The organism is Dysgonomonas sp. HGC4 (genome assembly GCF_001261715.1).
In the GTDB taxonomy this organism is placed as follows: Bacteria; Bacteroidota; Bacteroidia; order Bacteroidales; family Dysgonomonadaceae; genus Dysgonomonas_A.
This window is the reverse complement of record NZ_CVRU01000020.1, coordinates 36,691-53,522: the sequence shown is the minus strand read 5'-3', so window position 1 is coordinate 53,522 and position 16,832 is coordinate 36,691. Positions and strand designations below refer to the sequence as shown.

Below are 16,832 nucleotides of genomic sequence, written 5' to 3'. Positions count from 1 at the left end.
AATTTTATAGAATCAGCAATCGGATATAGGAAAAAAGTGGCTGTTCTATCAAAAGATTCTTTATTTATCTAATTCTCTTATTGATAATAAAAGAGCAAGCATACTTCTATATAATAGATATGCTTGCTCTTTATGGTTGTTTATTTTTACAATACTTATTGAGTCATCCTTTTAATGATACTGTATGCGCTTACCATTCCGAGCTCACCGGCTTTTCGTAAGTCATCTAAGCCTCTATCAGTATCTTTTATCTGTAATCTGTTTAAGCCTCTATTGTAATATGCCTCGGCAAATTCAGGATCTCGACGTAATATTTCATTATAATCAAGAATTGCAGCTCTAAAGTCTTTTTGAACCGATTTTATTTCTGCTCTATTATAGTAAGCAAAGGTGAAATCAGGAGATAGTTCTATGATTCGGTCATAGCTTTTAAGAATAGATTCATATTCAAGCCTTGATCTCATTGTCTTAGAGTCTGTATCTGAATTGCTTCCTGAAGTGGTAGATACAGACTTGTCTGCTCCTCCAAGCTTCATGTTGATACTCAATTCTGTTTGAGGAGCTTGATTGTACAATTCAGGAAGAATATCTTTAGACTTTAATTGCTTAGAATATGCTACTGCCAGATTAAAATAGGCAAGTGTAAACTTAGGGTTGATGACTGTCGCTTTTCTAAAGTCTTCAATTGCACTGCTGAAATCTTGCACCAACATGTAATCAATACCTCTAGCAAAATATAATATTGAATTTTGAGGTTGTTCATCAATCAGTTTTGAATATTCATTGATAGAGGTAAAATGGATTGCAATCTGTGTACTATCCAATGCTACTTCCTGATTCGTAATAATCAATTTTCGACTAAGAATATTCTGCTTATTGAGGTTTTCAAGATCTTGATTGTAATGGATGAACTTTTGGAAATCATTCATCTTCTCATAATAAGATACTATGAATGTTGGAGCTAGTTCTGTATTGACTTGTTTGTTTTGAACTTTTCCACGAGTTTCACTATTATACTTGCTCTTTTCTTCCTCTTCTTTATCCGCTACAACAAGAAGGTTGAATTTGTCAATAGTTTTATCTGATTTCTCTCTCGTTTTATCCATGTCTTTTCCGGCCAATGCATCTTTCTTCGTTTGCTCTTCTTTTCGTCGGGCGTATAGATAATCCTGCTCTGCACTTCGCAAATCGTTCTGTTTACGCTTAATTTCAGATCTCAGATAAAACCCTTGATAAAAATCGGGATACTCTTTCAATACTATATTTAAGTCGGCTAGCGCACCTTTTATGTCGCCAATATTGTTTTTTAGTATACCTCTATTCATGTAGGCTATAAAATTATCGGGCTCATTCTGTATAACAAAGTCAAAATCGGATATTGCTTTATTATCATCTCCTACTTGAGCGCGTAGAAGGGCTCTGTTGAAATGGGCAATATGATTCTTAGGTTCTATGTCTATTACGTGGTCATAGTCTGCCATAGCTCCTCTTAAATCGTTTTTGTAGTATTTTGTAAGTCCTCGATTGATGTAATTGCCAGTCATAGTAGGATCAAGTTTTATAGCTTCATCAAAGTCACTTAAGGCTTTGTCGTATTCCTTTTGTGAAAAATAAGTTGAGGCACGCATTGAATAAGCAGGTGCAAAGTATTTGTCTTTGTCAATTGCTCTGCTATAACTTTCCAAAGCTTTTATAGTATCGCCTCTCTCTAAATATAAACTACCTCTGGTTAATATCCCTTGAGTATAATTGGGGTTTGTTTGAACTAACCGATCTAAACTTTTTTCGGCTTCCTCATAGTCCTTCTTCTCGATATTGACTATACCCATATTTATCAGGATAAACTTGTCATCTGGATTATTTTTGAGGCTTACTTTATAATCTTCTAGCGCTCCATCGTAATCTTTTTGATTTTGACGTGCATCTGCACGTAATTGATAAGCATTCGTGAAAAAAGGATTTCGCTCAATGCATTGTGAGCAATCTTCATCCGTTCCTTTAAAATCGTCAAGATAATACTTGGCTATTGCCCTGTAGTAATAAGGTTCAGCCAGATATGGTTTTGATTTTATAACCTGATTGAAGTATTGTATAGCAAGAATGTAATCTTCGAAATACAACGCATTACGTCCGATTAATGTAACTCTGTCTGTGTTAATCTGAGCAGAGAGTATTACCGACTGAAAAAGCGTAAAAAGTATTAATATATATTTCTTCACGGTTCTATAAAATGTTATGAACGGCAAATATATGAATTCTACTTATAGAAACTAAAAGAGAGGCAATTGAAGCCCCTCTTTTTATATATTTTTCATTTTTCGAAATAGTCATCGTGATAATACGAGTTCCGCTTCAAGTAGTAAGATTTGTCTCCATAATATCTCGAAGTTCCATAATATCCTTCTCTTCCTTTTACATCATTAAAGACTAATGCAGCATGCTCTAAGCCATCATTGCGCATTTGACTAACAACACTCTTGAAAAAAGCTTTGTTTGTTTTAGCTCTACGTACGACAAATAGGGTAGTATCTACATATTTTGATAATATATATGCATCGGACACTAATCCTATTGGGCTACAGTCTACTATTACATAATCATATTTGGTCTTCAAGTGGTCTAGTAAGTCTTTTGTCTTTTTAGTTTTAATTAACTCACTAGGGTTAGGAGGCAGTGTTCCTGCCGTAATTACATCAAACTCATACTCCGGATGAGTTAATGTTATTTCATCCAAAGTAACTTGTCCTATCAGGTAGTTTGATACTCCTTTTTTGCTTTCGATATTTAACAGTTTTCCTACAGAAGGGCGTCTTAAGTCAAAGTCAATCAGAACAACTTTTTTTCCTGTCAATTGATATACCGAAGCTATATTTCCTGCAATAAATGTTTTTCCATCACCAGGCTCGGCAGATGTTATTAAAGTTGATATATTTGTTTCCTTTTGAGCCATATACTCAATCCTTATTCGCATGTTACGAAAAGATTCAGCGAAACTCGATTTAGGGAAATTCTTAACTAAGGTTGTTGAACCAGAAGATGATAATTTTTTGGATATATTCTCAATAGTTCCTATTACCGGTAAACCAGATAATCGTTCACAATCTTCTTTTGTAGATATAGCATGATTGAAAATCTCCTCCTTACATACTACAAACGCTAAAGGCAAAGCTAATCCGATAAGAAAGAAGAATGTGTAATTCTTTGATTTTTCGTCTCCATTTACTGGTCCTCCCTTTAGTCTGGGTTCTTCCATAATAAAGTTATCGGGAATATTAGAGGCCTTCTGTATAGTAGCTTCATACCTTCTTTGTCTCAAATATGTATAATAGGCATCATTTACCTGATATTTCTTCTCGTAACGTGCATATTCTCTTTCTTGAGCAGGCAAAGTAGACATTCTACTTTCGATTTCTCTTGTATTGCTATCTAGGCTTTCTTTTTTATTCTGTATGCGGTCTTGTAGAGCCCTTAATTCTTCCAGAATCTTTATTCTGAGGTTTGTTAAAGATTGCTCACTTTTTGAATACATAGGGTGGGCATTACCCATACTCGCAAGTTTATTTATTAAACTATTGTAATCTCCAATCGATTGAGTTAATTTAGGCTCAGTCAAACCTAAAGCTGTAGGTTCGACAAGTTCTGTCCTGTTTAAGATAGAATTACTGATTTCATCGGTAAGTCTAAGGATCAAACCTTCTTGAGCTTTAACTTCTCCTATTGATTGCATTACTGATTCTAGCTCCGCGCGACCATCAGATTTTGTTATTCTATATAGTCCGGTTTCATCTTGAAAATCCTTGAAGGTAGCTTCTGATTGTTGGAGTGAATCGCCTATAATTGCCATTTGCTTATCGATAAAGGCAATTGTTCTATCTGCTGCTTCGTTTTTTAGAGTTAAGTTATAATCTTCAAATTCTTGCAGCAATGCACGCAAGAAATCAATATCCTGAGCAGGGCTACTTCCGTATATTGATATCGCTAATGCAGTAGATCCTTCTCTAACCATACCTGATGATATTCTTCCAGAATAACGTCCTATAAGTTCCTCCTTAGATACAAACCTAAAGCTGAAAGGCTCAAAGTTTACTGCAAATCGAGGAGATTTACTTATTTTTATGTAGAATCTGGGTTCTTGAACAAATTGATCATAGGGCACTTCCATAGAGAATGGAGGTGTGGTTTCAGAACCTTCATAAAATATTCGGCACTTATCTGCATTTATTGGTTCTATTTCAAAAACAATACTGTATGCACTGGGTGCAACGTATTTAGCCTCAATCGTAATTGGTGTTAATCCATACCAATTATCAGCTTTAAATTTACCCTTTTTGAAATAGTCAACTCTCATTTGTGGTAATTTGGCAATTGAACGGACAACCATGTCATATGAATTAAGTATCATCTGCTGGTTGACTGAATTTTGCACTAAACTGCCCAATTGAACAGCTCCTGAGGCTACGCCTCCACCTCTGCTTTCCATCATTAGGACTGCTCCGGACTGGTATAATGGAGTCCAGCTTTTGTTCTTGAGATAGGCATATCCTAAGAAAAGAGCTAGTGATAGAGCAAATAAATACCAATATTTAAGTATTCGGTAGAACCAAAGGACGAAGTCAAAAGAGAATTTTGTCTTTGCTTGAACTTCATCAAAATATGGGTCTGTTCCAAAATCGGCTGGTCTGTTTATATTCTGTTCCATGATTTCGTAAAATCCTTAAATTGTATTTCTTAATTTATTCGGAAAGATAATATTACCAACGCAGCAGTTATTGGGGCTATAATAGTTGCAATCAGTCCTGTAACTGAATTTATGCGGAAGAAAGCCCTTTTGCTGGTAGAGTAATAAATCATGTCATTAGGTTTGATATAGTAAAACTCAGATTCGATAATTGATTCAGCTCTAAGATCAAATTCTTTTATGATTGATCTTCCAGTTTCATCAAGTCTTATGATTTTCACTTTCTCTAATTCTAGATCAGGTCCAGGCATTCCGTTGATAGCCAATGCCTGAAATATAGTCATATTGTCTTTGTATATATTTTGACGTCCATTCTGTTGATTTGAAACTACATAATAATAATTGTTTTTTAAGAAAACCTTGACTTGAGCATCCGGTATCGCTTGTCTCATCCTATTTTGTATAACTTCTTCGGCTTCAGGAATTGTTAGTCCTAAGACTTGTATTTCTCCAAAAAAGGGTATAGATATGTCTCCTGTTTCAACTATTGGGTAAGAGGATCTACTTCCTCCTATTTCGCTGGATATTACTCCGTTAAAGACATCTGAAAAGTCTTTGTTACTTGTTAATATGGAGCATGATATTTCATCATTTATTTGAAGCTTATAATCCTCAAAAGGTTTTGCTGCATATAATGGACCTTTGTCTTGTAATAAATTGGTCGTTTTTGGAGATGTACACGAACTGTACAATACTGTCGTCAATCCAATAATTAGACAATAACAAAAATATTTAAATCCTTTTTTCATTTTGATAGTCTTGAAATTAAAGCTACTACTCCTACTATTGTACCTAGTAATCCTACAAGGCCTAGTACTCCTGTGAAAGAGGTTATACGTCCGAAGAAAAATGTATTAGTTATCTCTGGTACATATATAACATCATTAGGCTGTATATAGTAGTATTCAGAATCAACAATATCTTTAGAACGTATGTCAAAAGTTTTAACTTCTGTTCCATTCGGAGTTTGTCTGATAATTTTTACCTTTTTGTGATCTCCAAAGGTTTGTATAGGGCCAGACATTGCCAATGCTTGAAATATTGTGAGCTTAGGTAGGTTCATTGCTATTCGATTTTGCCCAGCTTCTCCTAATACGCTGAAAAAGCGATTTTGAAGATTTAATTCAATTACTAGATTGGGAGAAAATGTTGAAAATCGTTCTTCTATAATTTTTTTTGCTTCATTTGTTGTATAGCCTTCCACTAAGATTTTGCCTAAATAGGGTATCTTAACAGTTCCATCTGAATAAACATTCAATACATTCGGTGCTGTTTGTTCGATAGAGGCTGCTGTTATACCTGAAGATTGATTAACTATATATACCGAGAAAAGTTCTCTCATGCTCTCATCTAGTGTATAGATGCGTAGCACAAGTTGATCGCCAATGATAATTTTATAATCATTGTTTAGATTCACATCAATAGGATAATTCTTCTTTATGTCTTGAAGAAGGTTGGTGTCTTTGGGTGTGACGCAAGAGCTCAACAGAGATATTATAACTATTTGCAATAATAGCAGTTTAATTTTCATAAGTCTCAAGGTTTGTTTTGAATAGCTTTTGTTCTATAAGAGCAATTTACACGCCCTTTTATAAGATTGTTTAACTTCGATTTTATCAATTGTTTTCTGATCCCTGAGATTTTATCTATGAAAAGTTTACCCTCTATGTGATCATATTCATGTTGAATGCAGCGTGCAAAAAAATCAGAATACACTTCTTCATGTTCAACGAAATTTTCATCAAAATATTTGATTCTAATGGTTTCTTCTCTTTGGACACTTTCGTTAATTCCCGGAATACTGAGACAGCCTTCTTGAACAGAGGTTATTTCTCCTGTTCTTTCTAAGATTTCAGCATTAATGAAGGCTTTTTTGAATCCATGATATTTTTCATTATCTTCAGCTAGGGGTTCTAAGTCGATAACAAATAAACGGATGTCTAAACCTATTTGTGGTGCAGCTAAACCCACTCCATCTGCGTTGTACATTGTCTCGAACATGTTCTGAATAAGCTCATTCAGATTTGGGTAATCTTTTTCTATGTTATGAGCAATTTTTCTCAATACAGGTTGGCCATAGAGATATATTGGAAGTATCATAAATTCTTATTTTTGTATGTAAGACTTTCCATGTAGTCTTGTAATATAATAGTTGCACTTATTTCGTCAATTATAGCTTTATTCTGACGGTCTTTTTTCTTCATACCACTTTCTATCATAGATCTTTGAGCTATTACCGAAGTAAAACGTTCATCGTAATATTCGATAGGGATGTGGGGAAATTGAGCACAGAACTTTTTCACAAAGGGTTCTATATGTCTCATGTTTTCAGAAAATTCATTATTCATTTGTTTAGGCATGCCAATAATTACATAATCAACAGGCTCTTTTGCGAAATAATCTTTTAAATATGTTAATAGTGTATGAGTTGGTACAGTTGTAAGGCCTGTCGCAATAATTCTTAAAGGATCAGTAACCGCTAAACCTGTGCGCTTTGTTCCATAATCTATTGCAAGTAGTCTACCCATGAGCGGCAAAGATATAGTTTTTTTTATATATAATTATCTTGGGGGTTCGATTATACGTCTTTTTAACTCAAAATCACGACCCAGATACTTTTCTTTAACTGTTTCATTCGCTGCAAGTTGTTCAGGAGTACCTTGAAATAAAACTTTACCTTCGAATAATAGATAGGCTCTATCTGTTATGCTAAGTGTTTCATCTACATTGTGATCGGTAATAAGAATTCCTATGTTTTTATATTTTAGTTGAGCCACTATTTCCTGGATGTCTTGTACCGCTATGGGGTCTACTCCGGCAAAGGGTTCGTCAAGCATTATAAATTTAGGATTTATGGCTAAGCAGCGAGCTATCTCAGCTCGTCTTCTTTCACCCCCTGAGAGCCTGTCTCCTAGGTTTTTGCGAACTTTATGTAACCCAAATTCAGAAATGAGACTCTCTAGCTTTTCTTTCTGATATTCTTTCGATTGCCCTGTCATTTCCAAAACCGATCTGATATTGTCTTCTACCGTAAGCTTGCGAAAAATAGATGCTTCCTGCGCCAGATATCCAATCCCGTTTTGGGCACGTTTATACACAGGGAATTTGGTTATCTCCTGATCGTCAAGGAATATGCGTCCTTGATTTGGCATAACCAATCCTACTGTCATATAAAATGTTGTAGTTTTACCAGCTCCGTTAGGACCTAATAAACCTACAATCTCTCCTTGTTTAACTTCTATTGAAACATGATTTACTACGGTGCGAGATTTGTATTTTTTAACTAAATCTTCAGTTCGTAGTATCATTTGTGATTTCTCGGGCTGCATTAATTTAACCTATTGATTGGTGAAACAGTTAAATACTTACTCAACTATAGTTACCCAATTATGGGTGTCAGGTTCATCTCCATACTGTATTGCTCTCAGTTTATTATAAAGGAGAGTGGATATTGGACCGGCTTGTCCGTTTTTAACAAAAGAGTATGATTTGTTTTCTTCTAAATCATCAATTCTTTCAACTGGGCTAATTACTGCCGCAGTTCCACAGATGCCTGCTTCTTCAAAAGATCCTAATTCGTCCTCTGGTATTGGGCGACGTTCAACTTTCATTCCTAAATCTTCAGCTAATTGCATTAAGCTATTGTTGGTGATTGATGGAAGTATTGAAGTTGACTCTGGTGTTATATATGTATTGTTCTTTATTGCAAAGAAGTTGGCTGGACCACCTTCATCGATAAATTTCTTTTCCTTTGGATCTAAATATAATACAGCAGAATATCCCATTTCGTGAGCTTTATGTCCTGCAACTAAACTTGCAGCATAATTGCCGCCAATTTTGTAGGTGCCTGTGCCTAGAGGGGCAGCTCTGTCGAAACTCCTGAATATTACAAGTGGAGTTGGTTTGAATCCTTCTTTAAAATAAGGGCCTACGGGGGTTACGAATACAACAAATAAATACTCTGCTGATGGTTTAACTCCTACTTGTGGGCTAATGCCTATAAGTAAAGGGCGTATGTATAGAGCTGCTCCACTTTCGTAGGGAGGAACAAATCTTTCATTTAGCTTAACCGCTTTGATAACAGATTCTTCAAAAACTTCGTTCGGAAGTTCTTGCATCATGATGCCTCGGCATGAAGACTGCATGCGAAGAGAGTTTTCTCTCATTCTGAAAATTCTGATTTTACCATCCTTTCCTCTGAATGCTTTTAGTCCTTCAAAAGCCTCTTGTCCATAATGCAGACAAGTTGCAGCCATATGAAGTTCTATTGTTTCGGAAGAACTTTCGGTTGGAGTGCTCCATTTTCCGTCTTTAAAATAGCTCCGAACATTGAAGTCGGTTTTTAAATATCCAAAAGATAAATTTGTCCAGTCTATTGTACCCATGTCTAGTATTCTATTAATAATGTATATAACCTACGAAATAACCCGCGTGTTTTATATGTGAGTATTCGCAAAAGTACAATTTTAGTTTATTAGTTGATTGTTTTAGTTTAAATATTCTTAAAGATTAATCTTGATTTACATATATTTCGGATAGATATAGATTGAATCTATGAAAGATGCACTTTTGTGGGTATTTCTTTTGTGCATTAAAAAAAAGGCTTACTTTTGCACCGATTATGACAAGTCGACTTGATAGTTTTGCCTTTCGTTTGTCTTTTCGATCTTATAATGTGTAGCCTTTTTGAATAATCAAGTATATGAACTCTGCTTTATTTTTAGTTGTTTTTGTTACTGGTCTGCTTCTGGTTTGTGCCGGTTTAGGGATGGCGATATTATTATCTCCCAGTTCTTTTAATGCACAAAAGGGACAAGCATATGAATGTGGTATCCCAACGAAGGGAACATCTTGGATGCAATTTAGGGTGGGTTACTATTTATATGCAATACTCTACTTAATGTTTGATGTGGAAGCTATTTTCTTATTTCCTTGGGCTACTGTAGTCCGAGATTTAGGTATGGCTGGATTGTATAGTATATTATTTTTCTTGTTGATTTTAGGTTTGGGCTTAGCTTATGCCTGGAGGAAAGGAGCATTACAATGGAAGTAAAGAATATATATATCAAGGGAATTCCTAACGAAGAGTTTCGTGATAACGAGTATCTTGAAGATTATGTTAAAGAACTTCAAGCAAATGGTGTTGGAGTAGTTATCGGTAAATTGGATGATCTTATTAATTGGGGTCGCTCAAATTCAATCTGGCCTTTGGCTTTTGCAACCAGTTGTTGTGGTATTGAATTTATGGCAACAGCGGCAGCAAAATATGATATAGCACGTTTTGGTATGGAGGTTACCCGTAATAGTCCGCGTCAAGCAGATTGTATTGTGGTAGCAGGAACCATTGTTCATAAAATGGCTCCTCTTTTGAAGCGTGTTTATGATCAGATGGCAGAGCCTAAATATGTTGTATCTATGGGTAGTTGTGCTATCTCGGGTGGACCATTTATTGATTCTTATCACGTAGTGAAAGGAATTGATGAAATTATACCGGTAGATGTATATGTGCCCGGTTGTCCTCCTCGTCCGGAGTCGTTGCTTTATGGCTTGATGCAATTGCAGCGTAAGATAAAACTGGAGCGTTTTTTATTTAAAGTGAAGAAATAAATTCGGTAATCCGATTTCTTCTCAATTAGAAATTTAGGATAATCGATTAACTATAAACCGGCTTTAGCCACGTTTTTACCAAAGTAATAAAAAGGTCTTAGACCTTATAAGAGTGATCAATGGAGAATATCAAGAATTTAATCTTAAATACGGTACCTGAAGCAGTCATTGAAGACAAAAAAGTCTTGACTGTGACTGTAGAGTCGGACAAACTGCACCACTTGGCAAAAACGTTGCGTTATAATGCTGAGTTTCCTTTTGATTTTCTTGTTCAATTAACAGGGGTCGATAGAGGTGAACTGTTAGGGGTAAACTATTTGTTGTCATCATCCAAAAATGTTTCAGTAGAAATACTTCTTAAAACAAATACCGCAGATAGGGTTAACCCTTTGTTGTATACAGTTACCGATCTTTGGGAAACTGCCGATTTTAACGAGAGAGAAGTATATGCTTTATTAGGAATACGATTTATAAATCATCCTGATATGCGTAAATTCTTCTTGAATCAGGATTGGAGAGGTTATCCTTTAAGAAAAGATTATGATGCTGATCCGGCACTCAATCCGGTTTCGGTTGAAAGTAAGGATATGGTTGATACAGCTCCGCGTATCTATGAAACACCTCAGGGTTTAAAAGAAGAGGTTATTAAGATATTTGAGGATGACGATTATATTATAAATATTGGACCACAGCACCCTTCTACTCACGGAGTAATGCACTTTAGAGTAGCTTTGGAAGGTGAAATTGTGAAAAAAATAGATGTTCACAGTGGTTATATACATAGAGGGATAGAGAAATTAAGCGAAAATCTTACTTATCCTCAAATACTACACTTTACAGATCGGTTAGATTATCTATCTTCTAACATCAACCGCCATGGTTTGTGTATGTGTGTGGAGAAAGCTGCAGAAATAGAAATTCCCGAAAGAGCACAATATATTCGCACTATTATGGATGAGTTGAATCGTATTGATTCTCATCTGATAGCATGGGGTACTCTGTGTATGGACTTGGGGGGAACTACTGCTTTTATTTATGGAATGCGCGAACGTGAACGTATCCTCGATATTTTTGAGAAAACATCGGGAGGTCGTCTTATAATAAATTATAACGTTGTTGGCGGTGTAATGTTCGATATATATCCCGATTTTCAGAAAGATATTAAAGCTTTTATAATCGAGATGAGAGAACGTCTTAAAGAATATGATAAACTGGTTACAGGTAACCCTATTATTGTAGGTAGACTAAAAGGGATTGGTATTCTGTCAAAAGAAGATGCTATTTCTTATGCCGTTACAGGACCTGCTGGTCGTGCCTCGGGATTTGCTTGTGATTTAAGAATACATCATCCATATGCTTTATACAATAAAGTAACCTTTAAGGAAGTGATTCGCCACGAAGGAGATTCGTTTTCTCGTTACTTGAATCGCTTGGATGAGATTGAACAATCTTTACAAATATTAGAACAATTAGTAGACAATATACCTGACGGGGATTTCTTAGCAAAAGTAAAAGCTATTATAAAACTGCCGGAGGGAGAATACTCGCAACGAGTAGAAGCTGCTCGTGGAGAATTTGGTGTCTTTATCGAAAGTCGCGGAGATAAAACTCCTTATCGTCTGAAATTCAGATCACCATCAATGGCTCTGGTTTCTGCAATGCCAACTCTTTGTGCAGGAGAAAAGCTTTCGGATCTAATTGGTATTGGTGGATCAATGGATTATGTGATACCCGATATTGATCGCTAATTAAAGAAAGATATTAATAGATTAGTTATTATATTTAAAGATATATGTTAGAACTTTCACGTTTGACTGCCTTAATCGATAGCTTACTTCGAGAAACTTGGGGTTTATCCGAGTTTTGGGTATTGTTCATCGAATTTGTATTGGTAGGTGTTGCTTTATTGACAGCCTATGCAGTATTAGCTTTAATCTTAATTTATGTAGAACGGAAAATCACCGGATTCTTTCAATGTCGTTTAGGGCCTAATCGTGTTGGGAAGTATGGTGTGGTGCAGAGTGTTGCCGATATGGTTAAGATCCTTTTGAAGGAGATTATTCATGTTGATAATGTAGACAAGTTCCTATTCTATGCAGCTCCATTCTTTATGATTGTTGCTTCGATGTTGACATTTGGAGCGATTCCTTTTGGACGCGGTTTACAAGCTGTTGACTTTAATATCGGAGTATTCTACATTGTTGCTGTTTCATCACTTGGTATTATTGGAGTTTTACTTGCAGGATGGTCAAGTAACAATAAATACTCGATGATTGGTGCTATGCGAAGCGGTGCTCAGTTTATCAGTTATGAATTATCTGCCGGTTTTGCTTTGATAACAATGGTTGTACTATCAGGATCGATGCAATTTTCTACAATAATCGAAAGTCAAACATATTGTTGGAATTTATTTAATGGTCATATTGCTTCAGTAATAGCATTCATTATATATCTTATATCGGGACATGCCGAAACAAACCGTGGACCTTTTGATTTACCGGAAGCTGAATCTGAACTTACAGCCGGATATCATACTGAGTATTCGGGTCTGCAATTCGGATTTTTCTACTTAGCTGAATATCTGAATATGTTTATTATTGCAGCGATTGCCACAACTGTTTTTCTTGGAGGGTGGATGCCTATTCAATTGAAAGGGTTTGATGGATTCAATGAAGTAATGAATTATATTCCTTCTTATATATGGTTCTTTGGTAAAGCGGGATGTTTAGTGTTCCTAAGCTTATGGGTTAGATGGACGTTCCCTCGTTTACGTATCGACCAATTATTGAATCTTGAGTGGAAGTACTTGTTACCTATTAATATGTTTAACCTACTGCTTATGGTAATTATCGTATTAGCAGGTCTAACATTAGAAGATATATTTCCTAGTATATTTAAATTTATAGCTGAATAAAGATGAGTTCTGTATCACAATATTTTAAAGGTTTATTTCAAGGTATTGGTGCCCTGCTTACGGGTATGTCAGTAACTTGGAAGGAGCTATTTACTAAAAAGATTACACAACAGTATCCTGAGAATAGAGCTACTTTAGTTATTTCGGATCGCTTTCGTGGAGAGTTGGTAATGCCTCACGATCTGAATAATGAGCATGCTTGTACTTCTTGTGGTATTTGTCAGATGAATTGTCCGAATGGAACAATTGTAATCAAGTCTAAGACAATAGAAACAGAGGAAGGTAAAAAGAAGAAAATTCTTGATGAATATTACTACAATCTGGGTTCATGTACATTCTGTAACTTATGTGTGTTGACTTGCCCTTCGGATGCTATCAAATTTGAGAATACATTTGAAAGTTCAGTGTTTACAAGAGGTAAGCTGAATATGAAACTTAATCATCTTGGATCGAAACTTCGTGAAAAGAAGAAGCCTGAGCCTAAGCCAGTAGCAGAAAAGCCTGCTGCGGTTCAAACCCCTCCGGCTGAATCTAAACCTGCCGCTGCACCGGTAGAACCAGAAAAGAAAGAGAATATCATAAATCAGGAAAGTGCAGATAGTGCAACTTCTGATAATGTAACAAAAGAATAATAATCAAAATACGTAAAGGTTGATTATGGCAGAGTTTATTATATTTGGTGTATTAGCAATTGTAATTGTCGTTTTTTCACTATTGGCAGTTACTACTCAAATGATTATCCGTTCAGCAACTTATTTGCTGTTTGTGTTGATCGCAACAGCAGGTCTGTATCTGTTGATGGATTATCAGTTTCTTGCAGCTGTGCAAGTCGCAGTGTATGCAGGTGGTATTATGGTCTTGTATATATTCTCGATATTGTTGACTAACGATCCTGGAATAGAAGTGAAATATGAGAAACCCGGTCGAATGATATTAGCGGCTCTCGTTTCAGTCGTTGGTTTGGGTATCTGTGGTCATATTATCTATTATAACGTATCTCGTATCTATACTTATGCAGATTCGGCTATTGATATGACTCAGCTAGGAACAACTATGATGGGTACAGAAAAGTATCAATACTTACTTCCTTTTGAAGCTATCAGTTTATTGCTTTTGGCTTGTATAATAGGTGGTATTATGATTGCCCGTAAACGATAACGGTTTCAAACCGCTTTGTAACTAATTTGTTACAGAAAAAGAAAAAGAGTTATATAGCTTAATAATATACAATTATGAATGAATTTCTAGTAGAAACCTTTTCCGTTCCCATGGAAGCATATTTGACCGTAAGTACACTTATGTTCTTTATTGGGGTATATGGTTTTCTGTCTCGAAAAAACATGTTGATGGTATTGATGTCAATGGAATTGATGTTGAATGCAGCAGACCTGAATTTTGTGATTTTTAACCGGTTCTTATATCCCGGTCATTTCGAAGGGCTTTTCTTTGCTCTGTTCTCTATTGCCATAGCAGCAGCCGAAACAGCTATTGCCATCGCGATTATCATAACTATATATCGCAATGTGAAGAGCGTTTATATAGATGAGAACATAACAAACATGAAACATTAATAAGGTCGTTGACCTAATTTATAAAGAATAAATAACGATATAGATATGTCTTATACATTATTAATAATCGTACTACCGGCAATTATGTTCCTTATATTGGGACTGTTGGGAGGTAAAATGAAACCAATCATTGCTGGAACTCTCGGTACCTTGTCTCTGGCAGTTATGACAGCATTGTCGTACTTTACTGCTTATGAATACTTTTTCAGAATAGGAAAAGGAGCTTCGGGAGCCTACGAAACATTAATGGCTGTTGAGCCTTACCAATGGTTGAAGTTTACAGACAAATTGCATATCGATTTAGGAATCATGTTAGATCCTATTTCGGTAATGATGCTTGTAGTTATTACTACAGTTTCGTTAATGGTGCATATATATAGTCTCGGCTATATGAAAGGAGAAAGAGGATTCCAACGTTATTATGCTTTTCTTTCTCTGTTCTCTTTTTCGATGTTAGGATTGGTAGTTGCTACTAACATCTTTCAAATGTATATATTCTGGGAGTTAGTAGGGGTTTCTTCTTACTCACTTATCAGTTTCTATTATACTAAACCTAGTGCAGTGGCTGCTTCTAAGAAAGCATTTATCGTAACTCGTTTTGCAGATTTATTTTTCCTTATAGGTATACTTGTATTGTCTTATTATTCGGGAACATTCGACTTCCAAACTCTAACGGCTTTGGATGCTCCATACTTATCAAGTGTTATGGGCGCTTCGTTCTTGGGAATATCAGCTTTAACTTGGGCAATGTTATTTATATTTATGGGTGGTGCAGGTAAATCAGCAATGATGCCATTCCACATTTGGTTGCCCGATGCGATGGAAGGACCAACACCTGCTTCGGCACTAATCCATGCTGCAACAATGGTTGTTGCTGGGGTATTTCTTGTAGCACGTTTATTTCCTATATATCTCTTTGGTACACCCGAGGTTCTTACTATAATTGGATATGTGGGAGGTATAACTTCTGTGTATGCAGCCATAGTGGCTTGTACACAAACGGATATTAAACGGGTTTTAGCCTTTTCAACTATTTCTCAGATTGCATATATGATCACAGCATTGGGTGTATCAGGTTATTCTGGTCACGATGGATTGGGGTATATGGCATCTATGTTCCACTTATTTACACACGCATTCTTCAAAGCATTGTTGTTCTTAGGAGCAGGTGCAATTATTCATGCTGTGCATAGTAATGAAATGGATGATATGGGTGGATTGAAAAAATTCCTGCCAATTACACATATAACATTCCTTATTGCATGTTTAGCTATTGCTGGTATTCCTCCATTCTCAGGATTCTTTAGTAAAGATGAAATTTTAGCTGCGGCTTTACACCACGATAAATTCTTGTTCGCATGTTTATTCTTAGGTGCAGGTCTTACAGCATTCTATATGTTCCGTTTATATTACAGAATATTCTGGAACGACACAAAGAAACATTATCACCATGCTCCACATGAGGCAGGTGCTACAATGACAATTCCATTAATTATATTGGCAGTATTCTCTGTATTCTCCGGATTTGTTCCTTTTGCCGATTTTATATCAGCAGACAGAATGCCTTTCGAAGCACATATTGATATGGTTGTTGCCGGATCAAGTGTGGCTGTTGCCCTTCTTGGTATCGGAATCGCAACGATGATGTATTTCAAGAAAACTGATATGCCTGATAAAGTTTCGAATGGAGTTGGTAGTTTTTACAAATGGGCTTATCATAAATTCTATTTCGATGAATTGTGGTTGTTCGTTACACGTAAAATCATATTTAACTGCATATCTAAACCTATTGCTTGGTTTGATCATACTATTGTTGATGGATTTATGAACGCTTTGGCTTTTGTAACCAATAGTGCTTCCGATAAAATCAAAGGATTACAATCGGGAAGAATACAACAATATGCAGGAGTATATTTGTCGGGAGCTTTACTTATTGTAGTAGTATTCGCTTTCTGTTTGATATGCTTTATTTGTAAATAAGTAAGTCTTTATTGCCAAAATA

15 protein-coding genes and 1 pseudogene are annotated in these 16,832 nt (G+C 35.7%); 8 read left to right on the top strand and 8 right to left on the bottom strand.

The genetic code is table 11. The annotated features are described in order from the left end of the window. Window positions 1-155: 155 nt before the first annotated feature. The 8 genes from HGC4_RS02125 to HGC4_RS02090 all read right to left on the bottom strand — a co-directional run bounded on the left by HGC4_RS02125 (window position 156) and on the right by HGC4_RS02090 (window position 9,123). Window positions 156-2,219: a tetratricopeptide repeat protein gene (locus HGC4_RS02125; protein WP_050708466.1), complete on the bottom strand. Its 2,064-nt coding sequence runs from the start codon at window positions 2,217-2,219 to the stop codon at window positions 156-158. 92 nt (window positions 2,220-2,311) lie between these two features. Further along, the gene (locus tag HGC4_RS02120; protein ID WP_050708465.1) at window positions 2,312-4,699 is read right to left on the bottom strand and encodes an exopolysaccharide transport family protein; all 2,388 of its coding nucleotides are present in this window, start codon (window positions 4,697-4,699) and stop codon (window positions 2,312-2,314) included. Between the two features lie 29 nt (window positions 4,700-4,728). After that, window positions 4,729-5,487: a polysaccharide biosynthesis/export family protein gene (locus HGC4_RS02115; RefSeq protein ID WP_050708464.1), complete on the bottom strand. Its 759-nt coding sequence runs from the start codon at window positions 5,485-5,487 to the stop codon at window positions 4,729-4,731. Then, window positions 5,484-6,269, bottom strand: coding sequence for a polysaccharide biosynthesis/export family protein (locus tag HGC4_RS02110; protein ID WP_050708463.1), 786 nt, complete (start codon window positions 6,267-6,269; stop codon window positions 5,484-5,486). Before HGC4_RS02110 ends, HGC4_RS02115 begins: the two co-directional genes overlap by 4 nt. Before the next feature lie 5 nt (window positions 6,270-6,274). Beyond that, window positions 6,275-6,838, bottom strand: coding sequence for a peptide deformylase (def, locus tag HGC4_RS02105; protein ID WP_050708462.1), 564 nt, complete (start codon window positions 6,836-6,838; stop codon window positions 6,275-6,277). Continuing rightward, window positions 6,835-7,266, bottom strand: a complete 432-nt coding sequence (gene ruvX, locus HGC4_RS02100) for a Holliday junction resolvase RuvX (RefSeq protein WP_050708461.1) — start codon at window positions 7,264-7,266, stop codon at window positions 6,835-6,837. Before ruvX ends, def begins: the two co-directional genes overlap by 4 nt. 33 nt (window positions 7,267-7,299) lie before the next feature. Beyond that, the gene (gene lptB, locus HGC4_RS02095; protein ID WP_242047169.1) at window positions 7,300-8,046 is read right to left on the bottom strand and encodes an LPS export ABC transporter ATP-binding protein; all 747 of its coding nucleotides are present in this window, start codon (window positions 8,044-8,046) and stop codon (window positions 7,300-7,302) included. A 57-nt stretch (window positions 8,047-8,103) separates the two neighbouring features. Then, entirely contained in the window at window positions 8,104-9,123 is a 1,020-nt protein-coding gene (locus HGC4_RS02090) for a branched-chain amino acid aminotransferase (RefSeq protein WP_050708459.1), read from the bottom strand. A 317-nt stretch (window positions 9,124-9,440) separates the two neighbouring features. Between HGC4_RS02090 and HGC4_RS02085 the strand changes: the two genes are divergently transcribed. The 8 genes and pseudogenes from HGC4_RS02085 to nuoL all read left to right on the top strand — a co-directional run bounded on the left by HGC4_RS02085 (window position 9,441) and on the right by nuoL (window position 16,810). Beyond that, on the top strand, window positions 9,441-9,791 hold the full coding sequence (locus tag HGC4_RS02085; RefSeq protein ID WP_050708458.1) for an NADH-quinone oxidoreductase subunit A: 351 nt from the start codon (window positions 9,441-9,443) through the stop codon (window positions 9,789-9,791). Further along, complete coding sequence (locus HGC4_RS02080; protein WP_050708457.1) at window positions 9,782-10,345, top strand: NADH-quinone oxidoreductase subunit B; 564 nt, start codon at window positions 9,782-9,784, stop codon at window positions 10,343-10,345. Before HGC4_RS02085 ends, HGC4_RS02080 begins: the two co-directional genes overlap by 10 nt. Before the next feature lie 119 nt (window positions 10,346-10,464). Then, entirely contained in the window at window positions 10,465-12,093 is a 1,629-nt protein-coding gene (locus HGC4_RS02075) for an NADH-quinone oxidoreductase subunit D (protein WP_050708456.1), read from the top strand. Between the two features lie 44 nt (window positions 12,094-12,137). Beyond that, window positions 12,138-13,259, top strand: coding sequence for an NADH-quinone oxidoreductase subunit NuoH (gene nuoH / locus HGC4_RS02070; RefSeq protein WP_050708455.1), 1,122 nt, complete (start codon window positions 12,138-12,140; stop codon window positions 13,257-13,259). Window positions 13,260-13,261: 2 nt separating this feature from the next. Next, window positions 13,262-13,732: pseudogene (locus tag HGC4_RS02065) on the top strand (4Fe-4S binding protein); the annotation flags it as partial. Between the two features lie 184 nt (window positions 13,733-13,916). Further along, window positions 13,917-14,417 carry an NADH-quinone oxidoreductase subunit J family protein gene (locus HGC4_RS02060; RefSeq protein ID WP_050708453.1) on the top strand — a complete coding sequence of 167 codons (501 nt, stop codon included), beginning with the start codon at window positions 13,917-13,919 and terminating at the stop codon, window positions 14,415-14,417. 74 nt (window positions 14,418-14,491) lie between these two features. After that, window positions 14,492-14,830 (top strand): NADH-quinone oxidoreductase subunit NuoK, encoded by a 339-nt coding sequence (nuoK, locus tag HGC4_RS02055; protein WP_050708452.1) that lies wholly within the window; start codon window positions 14,492-14,494, stop codon window positions 14,828-14,830. Between the two features lie 45 nt (window positions 14,831-14,875). Continuing rightward, on the top strand, window positions 14,876-16,810 hold the full coding sequence (nuoL, locus tag HGC4_RS02050) for an NADH-quinone oxidoreductase subunit L (protein ID WP_050708451.1): 1,935 nt from the start codon (window positions 14,876-14,878) through the stop codon (window positions 16,808-16,810). Window positions 16,811-16,832: the final 22 nt, after the last annotated feature.

Bases quoted from the DNA above. Each gene is read 5' to 3' on its own strand.
- HGC4_RS02075 (WP_050708456.1), top strand. From the start codon at position 10,465: ATGGAGAATATCAAGAATTTAATCTTAAATACGGTACCTGAAGCAGTC.
- nuoK (WP_050708452.1), top strand. From the start codon at position 14,492: ATGAATGAATTTCTAGTAGAAACCTTTTCCGTTCCCATGGAAGCATAT.
- HGC4_RS02060 (WP_050708453.1), top strand. From the start codon at position 13,917: ATGGCAGAGTTTATTATATTTGGTGTATTAGCAATTGTAATTGTCGTT.
- HGC4_RS02080 (WP_050708457.1), top strand. From the start codon at position 9,782: ATGGAAGTAAAGAATATATATATCAAGGGAATTCCTAACGAAGAGTTT.
- ruvX (WP_050708461.1), bottom strand. From the start codon at position 7,266: ATGGGTAGACTACTTGCAATAGATTATGGAACAAAGCGCACAGGTTTA.
- HGC4_RS02120 (WP_050708465.1), bottom strand. From the start codon at position 4,699: ATGGAACAGAATATAAACAGACCAGCCGATTTTGGAACAGACCCATAT.
- def (WP_050708462.1), bottom strand. From the start codon at position 6,838: ATGATACTTCCAATATATCTCTATGGCCAACCTGTATTGAGAAAAATT.
- lptB (WP_242047169.1), bottom strand. From the start codon at position 8,046: ATGATACTACGAACTGAAGATTTAGTTAAAAAATACAAATCTCGCACC.
- HGC4_RS02085 (WP_050708458.1), top strand. From the start codon at position 9,441: ATGAACTCTGCTTTATTTTTAGTTGTTTTTGTTACTGGTCTGCTTCTG.
- nuoL (WP_050708451.1), top strand. From the start codon at position 14,876: ATGTCTTATACATTATTAATAATCGTACTACCGGCAATTATGTTCCTT.
- HGC4_RS02115 (WP_050708464.1), bottom strand. From the start codon at position 5,487: ATGAAAAAAGGATTTAAATATTTTTGTTATTGTCTAATTATTGGATTG.
- HGC4_RS02110 (WP_050708463.1), bottom strand. From the start codon at position 6,269: ATGAAAATTAAACTGCTATTATTGCAAATAGTTATAATATCTCTGTTG.
- nuoH (WP_050708455.1), top strand. From the start codon at position 12,138: ATGTTAGAACTTTCACGTTTGACTGCCTTAATCGATAGCTTACTTCGA.
- HGC4_RS02090 (WP_050708459.1), bottom strand. From the start codon at position 9,123: ATGGGTACAATAGACTGGACAAATTTATCTTTTGGATATTTAAAAACC.